Source organism: Corynebacterium sp. MSK008, from assembly GCF_030232585.1.
GTDB lineage: Bacteria > Actinomycetota > Actinomycetes > Mycobacteriales > Mycobacteriaceae > Corynebacterium.
In genome coordinates, this window is sequence record NZ_JASPJX010000008.1 from 47,371 (window position 1) to 60,327 (window position 12,957).

A 12,957-nucleotide genomic window follows, 5' to 3' on the forward strand; every position below is an offset into this window, starting at 1 on the left:
TTCCAGGCCGGGTTTCCGGTCTGAATACCATTGATGAACCAGATCAGCATGCTGATCAGGTCGCCGACGATGTCAAGAGTGGAAGAAAGCATAGGGTGAAACCTTACTAGAGGGGACTAATGGTGTGCTTCTTAGGCAGGTCGAATTCCTGCTTGGAGGCTAGCTGCCGCAGGGCTCGTCGTAAAGCGATGCGGGTCTGGTTAGGCTCAATCATCTGGTCGATGTAGCCGCGCTCCGCCGCGACATACGGCGAGGTCATTTCCTGGTCGTAGAAGTCCATGAACATCTTCTTCATGGCCTCGCGCTGCGCCGGGTCCTCGATGGCGGCGAGCTGCTTGCCCTGCAGCATCACCACGGCCGCCGCCGAACCCATCACCGCGATCTGCGCGGTGGGCCACGCCAGGTTGATGTCTCCGTTGAGGTTCTTTGACCCCATGACCGCGTACGCGCCGCCGTAGGCCTTGCGCACCACGAGCGTGACCTTCGGCACGGTGGCCTCCACGCCCGCAAACGCGAACTTCGCGCCGCGGTGGATCAGGCCCTCGCGCTCCTGCTCCACGCCCGGCAGGTAGCCGGGGGTGTCCACGACGTAGACGATGGGGATGTTGTAGGCATCGCAGGTGCGGATGAAGCGCGCGCCTTTGTCGGCGGCGTCCGCGTCGATGCAGCCCGCGGCGTACATGGGGTTGTTGGCGACGAAGCCGACGGCGCGGCCGTCGATACGCCCGAATGCGCAGATGAGGTTCTCGGCGTACCCGGACTGGACCTCGACGAGGTCCTCGTCGTCGCCAAGCTGCACGAGCAGGTCCATCATGTCGTAGCCGGCGTTGGTGTCGTCGGGCATGAAGGTGTCCAGTGCGGAGTCGTCGAGCTCCTCGTCCGGCTGTGCGGCGACGACGGGCGCGGCATCGAACGTGGACGTCGGCAGGTGCGCGAGCAAGTCCTTGACGTAGTCGAAGGCGTCCTCCTCCGTCGCTACGACCGCCTGGATGTTGCCGGCTTGCTCCTGCACGCGCGCGCCGCCGAGCTCGGCAGAGGTGATGTCCTCGCCGGTGACCTCGCGGATCACGTTCGGGCCGGTGACGTACATCTCGGACTCGCCGTCTACCGCCACCACGAAGTCCGTGGTCACGGGCGCGTAGACGGCGCCGCCGGCGGATTTGCCCAGCATGATGGAGATCTGAGGCACTCGCCCGCTCAGGGGCAGCTGGCGCTTCGCGATCTCGGAGTACATGGCCAGCGACGTCACCGCGTCCTGGATGCGGGCGCCGCCGGAGTCCTGGATGCCGATCACCGGGCACGAGATCTTGATGGCGAACTCCATGACCTCGGTGACCTTGCGCCCGAACGTCACGCCGACAGACCCGCCGTAGACGGTTTTGTCGTGGGCGTACACGGCGACGGGGCGGCCGTCGATCCGCCCGTAGCCGGTGACCACGCCGTCGGAGTACACCGCGTCCGGGTCGCCCGGGGTGCGGGCCAGCGCGCCGATTTCGACGAAGGACCCCTCGTCCAACAGCGCGTCGATGCGCTGGCGCGGGGTGGTGCGCCCGGCGTCATCGCGGCGCTTCCGGGAGCGTTCGGAGCCCGGGTCCTGCGCCTTGTCCAGGCGCTCGCGCAGGTCTTGGAGCTTCTCGGCGGTTGTCATCGCTTCCCCTCAATCCATGCGTTCATATGCTTGCCGACGATCCCCACCGCCGGCTCGTCCACCACCGCGAGGTGGTCGCCGGGCAGGTGGACGATGGTCAGATCGTCCACGATAGCGCCCCAGCCGCCGTCCTCGTCGATGTGCGCGTAGTTCGGCTCCAGCTGGATCGCGCCGTCGTGCATGCGCTCGGCGCGGAACAGCAGCACCGGCACCTGCACATCGCGCCAGCGGGTGAAGTCCAGGTGGTTGAGGATCTGGTTGTCCACGAACGACGCGCGCTGGTGCTCCAGCACGCCCGCGGCCAAGCCGTGTTCGGAGGCATCGGTGGTGGCCAAGAACTCGGTGAGCATGTGCAACAGCGCGTCTTCGCCAGCGGTTTCCAGCAGCTCGTACGGCACGTCGAACTCGAGGCCGTAGGTCTCCTTGGCAAAGGCGGCGTAGCGGCCCCAGCGCGCCTTCGTCTCCTCGAGCGTGTCCGGGATCGGCTCGGACGGCTGGGTGGTGTCCAGCAGCGCGATGTATTCGATCTTGTCGTTGCCCAGCTGGTGCGCCACCTCGTAGGCCAGCGCGCCGCCGAACGACCAGCCGGCGAGCACGACCTTGCGTCCGTCGGCGATGCGCTCGATGTCCTTGACGTACTCCGCGGCGCGCTCCTCCAGGGAGCCCTCAAGCCTCTCCACGCCGTAGACGGGCACGTCGTCGCCAAGCCTCCGCGCAAGCGGCGCGTACACCGACGACGACCCGCCCGCCGGGTGGAACACGAACACAGGCGTCCCAGTGCCATCGCGGAAGACGCGGATGTTGCCGTCCACCGGGGTCTCCAGCCCCTCGCGCACGAGGTTCGCCAGCGGCTCGAGCGTCTCAGCGCCCAGCACGTCGTCCGCGGTGACCTCGATGCCGGAGCGTTCGGTGAGGTGGGCGGCGATCTCGCTCGCCTGCTCCTTGCTAATCGACGGCAACTCCGACGTCACACCAGCCGCCGCCGCACCCGCGTACTTGGCCCAGGCGCCGAAGACCATGCGCTCGGAGGCGTCGCGCGGGGCAACGCCCACGCCCTGGGTCTTCTCGGCGGCCGCGGCCGGGTCGCGCGCCTCATCGTTGTACGCCAGCGGTTGCGGCTCGTCGGTGCGGCCAGCCACGGCGTCTTCGACGATGCGGATCACGTCGGCGACGGAGGCGTCGCGAAGCGTCTGCACCTGCAGCGGCGGGATCTGGAAGTCGTTTTCCACGCGGTTTTTGATGCGCATGCCCATCAGGGAGTCGAGGCCGAGGTCGATCAGCGGCAGCTCGTCGGGCAGGTCCGCGGCGTCGTAGCCCATGGACTCGGAGACGATGTCGCGCAGGCGGTCCGCCACCGTTTCGCCGGAGTTGGGGTCCCAGCGCACGGCATCTTCGGTGTCTTCCTCTGGGGCGTTGTCCTCCAATTCTCTATCGGCTGCGCCAGCGGCCGGTTGCTCCATGACGCCCTGCACCGGCGCGCGGTCGATGGTGGAGGCGAAGCCCTCCGCGAGAAGTGTCGCGCCGTCGAAGACCTTGATGGACACCCCGCCGAGCGAGGAGGCGACGATGGTGGTCACCTCGCCGTCCGCGGGCAGGTAACTGTGCTCCTCGGTGGCGACCACGCGCGCGTCGGGCGAGACCTCGGCGGCGGCGGACTCGATGAGCTGGTGCGGGCTGAAGATCTGGTCGGCGGCGGTGGAAAACGCCACCTCGCCGCCCGGCAGGCGCACGCGCGAGCCCAGCAGCGACGCACGCGAGGACGACGGGCGCGCCGGCGTCCAGTGGTCCACCTGCTTGAACACGGTCTTCGGCGCCTGCACCACGTCGCCCGCACCGTAGAAGGCGCCGAAGTCCACGCCCATGCCGTTCACGTACAGCTTCGCGGCCAGATCCAGCAGCGATTCGAGCTCGTCCAACTTGCGCTTGGTGGTGTAGAGCAGCTGCGCATCCGGCTTGCCGGCGGCGAACGCGGTGTTCATCATCCCCATCAGCGCCACCGGGTTCGGGGTGACCTCCACGAGCGTGGAGTGCCCGGCCGCGAACGCGGCCTCGGTGGCGTCCTGGAAGTACACCGGCTGGCGGGTCATGCGCAGGAAGTACTCATCGTCGTGGACGGTCTGGCCGGGCTGGTACACCTCGCCGCGGTCCACGGAGGAAAACAGCGGCACGCGCAACGGCAGCGCATTAAGACCGGCGATTTCGCCGGCGAGGTCGCCCATGATCGGGTCGAGTGCGCTGGTGTGGCCGGCGCCGCGCACGTTGAGTTTACGCGCGAACTTCTCCTCGGCTTCGAGCGCAGCCACGACGTAGTCGACGGCCTTGCCCGGCCCGCCGACGGTGGTCATGCCGGGCCCCGCGTACACGGCGGGTTCCACGCCACGAGCCTGCTCATGCTTCTCGACGAACTCCGCCAACTCCTCGCGCGAGAGCTCCACCACCGCCATCGCACCTTCCTGCTCGGTGCCGGCGATCATGGCCTCGCCCTCGCCCATGAGGCGGGCACGCGCGGTGGCGACTAGGATGCAGTCCTCGGCGGAGAGACCGCCTGCGCCGTAGGCCGCGGCGATTTCGCCCATGGACATGCCCATCGTGGCGGCCGGGGTGATGCCGGCGGCGGCCAGCAGGTCGGTCTGGGCGATCTGGATGGCGGTGATGGTGACCTGGCCGTTTTCGGTGTCGTAGGTCAGCTCGTCGTTTTCGATGATCTCGAGCATGGACCAGCCGGCTTGGAACTGCACCATCTCGTCCAGCTCGCGCATGCGGCGCGCGAACAGCGGCGAGCGCGCAATGAGCTCCTTGGCCATCTTGCGGTGCTGGGAGCCGAAGCCGGAGTAGACGAAGACCGGGCCCATCGGGGTGGGTGCGTCGGCGGCGGCGATGCCGGGGCCGATCTTACCGTCGGCGACCTGGCGCAGGCGGCGCACGGCCTCCTCGACGCCGGTCGCCTGCACGACGGCAGCGGAGCGGCCGTGGTTGCGCTTGGCCAGCGAGCGCGCGACCGGGATCAGGTCGGCGTCCGCGCGGCCCTCGAGGTAGTCCGCCAGCACGCCGGCGGCTTCCTTGCGTCGCGACGGCAACAGCCCCGACACCGGCAGCGCCGCCACGGAAACGCCCTCGAACGCGGGCTCGGCGTCCCCGGTTTCGACGTCGTAGTCTGCCGGGTCGAAGTCTGCGACCACGACGTGCGCGTTCGTGCCGCCGAAGCCGAAGCCGGAGATGCCGGCCACGCGGCGGCCGGAGTAGCGCGGCCACTCGCGCGGGTCCTGGACGACCTCGATGCGCTCGGCGTCGAAGTCCACGTAGTGGTTCGGGCCGGCGAAGTTGATGGACTCCGGGATGGTGTCGTGTTTGAGCGCCTGCAGCACCTTGATCAGCGCCACCACGCCGGCGGCGGATTCGGAGTGGCCGATGTTGGACTTCGCCGAGCCCAGCAGCAGCGGCGCGGAAGCCTCGCGCCCCCGGCCGAGCACCTCGCCCAGCGCGGTGGCCTCGATCGGGTCGCCCAGGATGGTGCCGGTGCCGTGGGCCTCGACCAGGTCCACCTGGCGCGGGTCCACACCGGCGTCGGCGTAGGCGCGGCGCAGCACGTCCACCTGCGCCTCCGGGTTCGGGGCGGTCAGGCCGTTGGAGTGGCCGTCGGAGTTCGTCGCCGAGCCCTTGATCACGGCCAACACGTTGTCGCCGTCGCGCACGGCGTCCTCGACGCGCTTGAGCACCACAAAGCCCGCGGCATCGGCGCGGACGATGCCGTCGGCGTCGTCGGAGAATGCGTGGATGCGTCCGGTCGGCGAGATCACGCCGAGCTCAGAAAACGCAAGCGAAGCGAACGGGTTGGCCAGGATGTTCACGCCGCCGGCCAGGGCGACGTCGGCCTCGCCGTCGCGAAGCGCGCGCACCGCGTGGTGCACCGACACCAGCGACGACGAGCACGCGGTGTCCACGTTCATCGAGGGGCCCCGGAAGTCGAACGCGTACGAGATCCGGTTCGGGATCACGGCGGAGGACGCGCCGGTCAGCGCGTACGGGTGCGCTTCGTTCGGGTCGGCGGCGATGAGCATGCCGTAGTCGTTGTTGGACGAGCCGACGAACACGCCCACGGGCTCCCCGCGCAGCTCGCTGGGCGCCAGGCCGGCGTCCTCGAGCGCTTCCCACGCCACCTCGAGCATGATGCGCTGCTGCGGGTCCATATTCTGCGCCTCGAGCGGGGAGATGCCGAAGAACTCGTGGTCGAAGGACGCGATGCCGTCCATGTACCCGCCGTCGGTGTTCTCCTCCGCCATCTTTGTGCGCACCACCGGGTCGCCCAGGTACTCGTCCCAGCGGAGCGGGGGAAGCGGGCCGGTGGCGGAGCGGCCGTCGATAAGCATCTGCCAGAACTCGTCGTTGTTTTTCGCGCCCGGGAAGCGCCCAGCGGAGCCCACGATCGCGATGTCGTGGGAGCTCGTTGCCTCTCGACGTTCAACCTTCGGCGCTTCCTGCCTCTGCGCGAGGAGCGCCTGTGCCAGCGCCGTGATGGTCGGGTACTGGTAGGCGATGGTGGGGTCGACCCGGCGGCCGAGCAGCTTTTCCAGCTCGCCGGAGAGGATCACTGCATCGCGGGATGCGAGGCCGTAGGTTTCGAGCGGCGTGGTCGGGTCCACCGAGTCGACGCCGGTGGCGCCCTCGACCCAACTGGTGAGCCACTGGATCAGTTGATGCTCGTTCATAACAGTTCAGAGTATCGGCCCGTCCGGGCTTTTCGTTACTCTGCTGCAGCGTGTTCACGTTCGGTGAACTGCTTCGCGTTGACGCGGCGGGCGATCTTGCCTGCGGTGGAGCGGGCCACCCCGCCCGGCGCGCGGAATTCCACGACCTCGGGCGAGATGCCGTGGTTGGTGGTGATGGCGGAGCGGATGGCGTCCTCGGCGGCGGCGTCGCCGTCCTCGGTGGCGCCGTCGGCGCGCTCGGCGAGGATGATCAGGCGCTCCACGTCGTCGCCCGGCACGGCGAAGGCGGCGACGGAGTCCTTGCGCACGTGGTCGGAGGCCTCCATCGCGGTGGCTTCGATGTCCTGCGGGTAGTGGTTGCGGCCCGCCACGACGACGAGGTCTTTGACGCGGCCGGTGATGTAGAGGTGGTTGTCCAGCACGGTGCCCAAGTCGCCGGTGGCGCACCAGTTGTCCTTCGGCAGACCGTCTTGGAGGGTGGCGCCGATGGTGTTGCGGAACGTCGCCTCGGTTTCCTCCGGGTGGTCCAGGTAACCGGCGGCGACGTTGTTGCCGTTGATCCAGATCTCGCCGATCTCGCCTTCGGGCAGCTCGTTTTTGGTCTCGGTGTCCACGATGGCGAAGTGCATCCACTTCGCCGGCTGGCCGACGGACGCCATGGGCACGCCGCCCTCGGCGGGCACGGCCTTGCCGTCGGCGAGTGCTTCGCGGTCGAATTCAATGAACTTCGGGCGCTCCTCGGTGCGGTCCGTGGACACCAGCAGTGTGGCCTCCGCCAGGCCGTAGGAGGGGCGCAGCACCGTGAGGTCCAGGCCGGACTCGCCGAACGCGCCGACGAAGGCCTCCACGCCCGGCTTGGTCACGGACTCGGAGCCGATGAGGATGCAGTGCACGCCGGAGAAGTCGTACTGGTCCGGGGTCTCCGGCGCCGCGTAGCGGGCGGCCAGATCCAGCGCGAAGTTGGGGATGCAGGAGTAAATGTGCACGTCGGCCGGGTCGTCGTCGCGCCGCGAAAGCATGTCCACCCAGCGCTTCGGGTTCTGCAGGAAGTCGCGCGGGCTCATAATCTCCAGCACCTGGCCCAGCACGAGGCTGACCACGGCGACGATGACGCCCATGTCGTGGTGCTGCGGCAGCCAGGTGGGCACGCGCATGGGGGCTTCGAAGCGCAGCGCCTCGTTGATCTGGAGTACGTTGGTGACCAGCGCTTCGTTGGTGATCATCACGCCAGCCGGATTGCGGGTGGAGCCGGAGGTGTACTGCAAAAAGCAGATGGCGTCCGCGGTGTTTTCGCCCTCAACGGGGGCGACGGGCTGCCAGGAATCGGCGAGCGTGTCGGGCAGGGAATCCGCGGCGAGGATGCGGGGGCGCTCCGCGGCCGGACGGTCGGCGAAGAAGGCGCGCACGGCCGGGGCGCCGGCGGAGTTGGTCACTACGAGGCGCACGTTGGCGTCGCTCAGCACGGCGCGCAGGTGGGCCTCATGGCCGGGTTCGTTCGGGTCGTACAGCGGCACCGGCACGAGGCCGGCGTAGAGCGCACCCATGAACGCGAAGAGATACTCGGCGGAGTTCGGGGCCATGATGGCCACGCGCTCCCCCGGCTCGCCCACCTGTGCCAGACGCGCGGCGACGGCCTTGATGCGGGTGTTGACCTGGGTGCGGGTGAACTCGCGGGCCTCGCCGTCGGGGTTGGAGGTGAAGTCCCAGTCTCGGATGTTCACCGCGTCGCCGCCGCCGGTGGCGAGGTGGGCCTGGTAGATCGTCTCGCTCAGGCGCGGGAGGGTGAAGTGCTCTGGGAGCGCGATTTGGCCGTTATCGTCGAAAAATTGCGCGATGAGCTGCTGAAGATCCATACCCGTAACTCCTTTGCGGGGCAAAACTATTTCGGACTACAAACTTTCTACCACGTTCTGGACCCAACCTACAGTCCATTCCGGCACAGTGGTCCCAGGAATTACGGCCGGATTGGTCGCGTACATGGCGTGATTGCCGTTCGCCGCAATCAGTGCATGCGCACGGTCGATGGCGTTGCCCACGCCCTTCGGCGCGTCGCAGACCGTGTCGTCCGGCGCGCAGATCTCAAACGCGCGGTCCTCCACCAGGCCGAAGCCGCCGGGGCGCGGGCCGGTCATGGTCGCGCCCGGGGTGACCCGGTCCACCAGCCCCTGCAGCGGCTGCATGACAATCTCCGCGCCCACGCCGCCGACCTCGGCGCCGGGGTTGACGCCCACGCCGTTTTCACGCCGGCCGTCCGCGATCATCACCGCGCCCAGCAGCCGCTCCGGGTCGATGGGCCCCGCGCTGTTGCCGATCTTCGACGCCACGTCGCCCACGATCACCGCCCCCTGGGAGAACCCGGCGATGATGAACTTCGTCGACGGGCACGTCTCCGCCACAAACCGCAGCTCGCCCGACAGCTTGGCGGTGCCCTCGGCGCGCGAGTCGTCGTAGGTCATCTCGGCGCGCCCGTGCGCCGTCTGGATGTTCCGGAACTGCGCGGTGTACGGCACCGTGAACACGCGCACGTGGTTGATGTCGTACATCTGCTGCAGCGGCTGGGTAATGGAGAGCATGAAGCTCGCCGGGTTGGCAGCCGGCGCGAACGGGTCGTCGTCCGCCGCTGACTCCCAGGTGCCGGGCACGGAGACGAACTCGACCGCGGGGCACCAGTCCGGCTCCGCCGCCTGCGACTCCGAGGGCTCCTCGGGCGTCTCGGAGGTTGCTAGCGGCCCGTCCGCGGACGGCAGCCCGGTCTCGCCGGAACGCCACTGGTAGATCCCCAGACCGATCAAAGACAACACCACAATCACTGCGGCGACGACAAAAACGTTGCGCGAAGTGCGCATGAGCCCAGGCTCCCTTCTGTACTGCTAGGAGCAGAGGTTGGCGCGGGCGGTGTCGCTGATCAGCGCCGCCACGCTCGCCGCATCCATGTCGGTGCGGCGTTGCTCCACAAGCTGGCCTGCCACCGCGTCGCGGGTGATCAGGTTGTCAGCGCACACGGTAGCGCCGGTGGCTGTGAGCTGGTCTTCAATCCCGTCGATGTTGACTCCGCTTTCCCTTAAGGTGGCCAGGTAGGCCTCTTCCTGCGGGGAGAAGGCGCTAGCCTGCTGCGGCACGTCGGTCACTTCGCGGGCCGGCTGGTCGTCGGCGCGTTTGCTTTGCGACAACACAGCCGACGACGACGCAGCCGCCGACGTTTCCTTAGTTTCGGTTTCGGATTCAGTTTCCGTCTCAGTGGCCTCGCTGACCACCGTCGGGGTCTCCGTCACGTCCTCGGAGTCCACGGTGGCGCCTCCGCAGGCGGCCACGGCGACGGCGGCGGCGGCCGTCGCAAAGCAGAATGCAACCTTGCGCACTACTTCTTCCTCACGTTGACGTTACCGTTGACCTGCTCGATCGTGCCGCGCTGGAAGTCGATGGTCAGGCCGCCGGCCGGGATCTTCTTCATGTCCGTCACCGGCCAGCCCAGCTCGCCCTGCTCGTAGCCGCGCTTGCCCCACTCGTCGAAGATGTCGCCGGTGAGGATGGTGTGCGCGCCCGTGGCCGCGGACCAGTAGATGTTGCCGTGCTCGAACGGCTGGAAGAACCCGCCCTTGACCGCAATCTCGTTGCCGGTCGGGTACCCCAACTCAGAGGTAGCGGTGCCGATCTCGCCGTACTTCTCCGCGATCGCGCCGTGGACGATGAAGTGCTTGCCGTCCGGGTTGCGGGTGAGGAAGCCGCCCTGGAACTTCTGCACGTAACCCTCGCCCACCTGGTTCGCCTCGGCCACCGGGTACTTCAGGTCGCCGCCCTCGTAGCCGTTTTCGCCCCATGCGGCGAACATGTCGCCCGGGATGGCGTACGCGCCGGTCTGCGGGGTCCAGTACACCGAGCCGTGCTGGAAGTGCACGAAGCGGCCCACGCCGTCCGGCGTCGGCGTCTCGCCCGTGGTGGGGAAGCCCAGCCAGCCGGCCGGGCCGCCGAGCGCGTTGTACTTGGCCAGGATCGCTCCGTAGAGCGCGTGCGCGCCGGTGTCCGGGGACCAGAAGGCGGTGCCGCCGCGGAAGTCCTGCGCCTTGCCCTTGGTGTCCTTGCCCGCGTCATACTCGTCGTTGACGCAGGAGCCGATCGTGCCGGCCTTGGTGGCCTCGGCGATCGCGCCGACCGGGGTGCACTTGGAGCCGCGGTCCGCCTCCGGCACCTCCAGCGCGTTGGCGATGTAGGGCCACGCCTGCGCCATCTCGAACTGCCAGTACTCCCAGGAGTGCACACCAGACGGGCGGAAGCGCACGATGGGCTTGACCGGGGTGCGCGAGGCATAGTCCACGAACGTCTGGGTGGACAGGCGCGAGAGCACCTCCAGTCCGATGCCGGCCGGGTTTGCCTGCCCCTTCGCCACCGATTCCGGGTTGCCAAAGTCGTCACGGCCCGAACCAGCGGAGACGTAGACCGTCATGTCCTTCAGGTTCTCGATGCCCAGCTTCGGGTCGTGGTCGATCCAGTCCTGCGAGCCCAGCGGGCCCCACATCGCCTCGGCGTTGTAGCCGCCGGCGTCCAGCTGCGCCGCCTTGATGGCGGTGGGCATGCCGGTCGTGGTGGTGTCCAAGTAGCCGGAGAAGGAGCCGACGAACTTGAACAGGTGCGGGTTGCGTTCAGCCAGGTTGACCGCCGCGGTGCCGCCCATGGACAGGCCCACCACGGCGCGGGAGCCGTTGGAACGGAACTCGTTGTTCAGCACCGGGATGAGCTCCTTGGTCAGGAACGTCTCCCACATGTAGTGCTTGCCGTTGTTCTCGCGCTGCCAGTCGGAGTAGAAGGAGGACTCGCCGCCGACCGGCAGGATCACGTTGACGTTCTTGTCGGCGTAGAACTGCTCGATGTTCGTCTCGATAGTCCAGCCGTTTTCGTCGTCACGCGCGCGCAGGCCGTCCAGCGCCCACACCTCGGGGAACTTCGCGGTCGGGTTGGAGTGCCAGTCGCGCGCCAGCAGGATCTGCACCTGGATCGGGTGGTCTGGCATCGACGGGGAGTTGATGAACACCGCCACGCGACGGTTGGTGATCCACTCGATACGGTCTACCTTCACGCCCTCCGGCAGGCCCGGGATCTGCGGGTCCTTCTCCACCTCGATCGGGGTGCGCTTCGGCGGGTCGTGCGGGCGCAGGCCGTCGGAGATGCCGCGGTTGGAGGACAACTGCGATGACAGGTCGCCCGGCAGGCTCGACTGTGCGTTGGCGGCGGGCGCCAGCGTGAGGGCAAGGGCGGCGGGCAGCAGCGCGGCGGCGATCCGCGTTGGGGTGGTTCGGTTGTCTCGCATGAGTCTCCTACCTCGTCTGGCTACTGGTGTCACAAGAGTATCGACCAAAAGCTTAAGTTTCACTTGAAGGTTTAGTCGTGTGCGACACGCGATGCGTTACGACGAGCCCAGAAACGGCGAAAACCGGCTACCTACATCCGGTTACCCGCTGGGAAATCAGCTGGTAGCCGGATGTAGGTAACCGGTTTCGTCGGAATACCCCCAGCGAGTCCCACACCGCAACCCGGCGCGCGCCCTCATCGACCCCCAGTCGGGCGCCCTACCAGGCGTTCATCACGTTGAGGATGCGCGGCTTCGTGGCCTCGAGCTGGCTGCCAAACTGGTCCCAGTTGTGCAGGCCGGTCGGGGTGAACACGGCGGTGTGCTTCACGCCGGTCACGGTGGCCTTTGCGGACCAGGCGCGGGTGGTCACGCTGGCCACCTGCTCCAGCGCGATGCCGGCGGCGCGGTGCTGCGGCAGGTACTTCTCGTCGGCCGGGCCTGGCACGCCGGAACCGGCGGAGACGTAGACGTCGCGGCCGCGGAGGTTGCCCATGTTCAAGAACGGGTCGTTTTCAAAACGGCGGGGGTTCAGCGAGGAGCCCCACATGGCGTTGACGTTGTACAGGCCGCCGTCGAGAAGCGCGGCTCGCAGTGCGGTCTGGCCGCCCGGCACCGTGGTGGTCAGGTATCCGGAGTAGGACAGCACCTGGCGGAACTGGTTGGGGTGCAGCGCCGCGAGGTTGATCGCGGCGGTGCCGCCCATGGACAGGCCGAGGATGGAGTTGTTCGTCGGCGAAACACCGAAGTGCTGCTGCAGGTAGGGCGGCAGCTCCTTGGTCAGGAAGGTGTCCCACTTGTAGGTCACCGGGTGGTTGAAGTCGTAGGTCGCCGGGGCGTTCCAGTCGGTGTAGAAGGAGGACTGGCCGCCGACGGGCATCACCAGGGTGATGTTGTTGTCCTTGAACGTTCGGGCGGCGTTGACATCGTTGACCCAGGCATTGGTGATCTCGGTGGCGCGCAGGCCGTCGAGCATGTACAGGCCAGCGTTGCCGCCGCGCTGCGCGGGCTGAATCTGGACAGTGATGTGGCGGTTCATCGCGGGGGACCACACCGTGCAGCGCTGCACCCAGAACCCGACGCGGTCCCACTCGCAGTGGCCGGTGGAGTCGGGCCGCAGCCAGTCACGGTGCGCCGCCGACGCCTGCGGGGCGCCGATCACCGCCGCCAGGCCGGTGACTAGGGCCATGAGCAGCGCAGTGAGCTTGCGGCGCACAGAATTTTTGGAGTTCATAGATCCCCTCAAAACGTGTTTTCAGGCA

The 12,957-nt window shown here is 67.9% G+C and carries 7 protein-coding genes; all 7 read right to left on the reverse strand.

Translation table 11 applies throughout. The features are described from left to right. Positions 1-106: 106 nt before the first annotated feature. A complete protein-coding gene (locus QP996_RS07895; protein ID WP_284872097.1) occupies positions 107-1,648 on the reverse strand; it encodes an acyl-CoA carboxylase subunit beta in 1,542 nt (513 codons plus the stop codon). Next, positions 1,645-6,354: a polyketide synthase Pks13 gene (pks13, locus tag QP996_RS07900; protein WP_284872099.1), complete on the reverse strand. Its 4,710-nt coding sequence runs from the start codon at positions 6,352-6,354 to the stop codon at positions 1,645-1,647. The genes QP996_RS07895 and pks13 overlap by 4 nt, the downstream gene beginning before the upstream one ends. Positions 6,355-6,389: 35 nt before the next feature. Beyond that, positions 6,390-8,207, reverse strand: a complete 1,818-nt coding sequence (locus QP996_RS07905) for a FadD32-like long-chain-fatty-acid--AMP ligase (RefSeq protein ID WP_284872100.1) — start codon at positions 8,205-8,207, stop codon at positions 6,390-6,392. A 36-nt stretch (positions 8,208-8,243) separates the two neighbouring features. After that, entirely contained in the window at positions 8,244-9,200 is a 957-nt protein-coding gene (locus QP996_RS07910) for a cutinase family protein (RefSeq protein ID WP_284872102.1), read from the reverse strand. 24 nt (positions 9,201-9,224) lie between these two features. Beyond that, complete coding sequence (locus QP996_RS07915; RefSeq protein ID WP_284872103.1) at positions 9,225-9,713, reverse strand: DUF732 domain-containing protein; 489 nt, start codon at positions 9,711-9,713, stop codon at positions 9,225-9,227. Then, positions 9,713-11,656, reverse strand: a complete 1,944-nt coding sequence (locus QP996_RS07920; RefSeq protein ID WP_284872104.1) for an alpha/beta hydrolase-fold protein — start codon at positions 11,654-11,656, stop codon at positions 9,713-9,715. Before QP996_RS07920 ends, QP996_RS07915 begins: the two co-directional genes overlap by 1 nt. A 259-nt stretch (positions 11,657-11,915) precedes the next feature. After that, the gene (locus QP996_RS07925; RefSeq protein ID WP_284872106.1) at positions 11,916-12,929 is read right to left on the reverse strand and encodes an alpha/beta hydrolase; all 1,014 of its coding nucleotides are present in this window, start codon (positions 12,927-12,929) and stop codon (positions 11,916-11,918) included. Positions 12,930-12,957 lie beyond the last annotated feature (28 nt).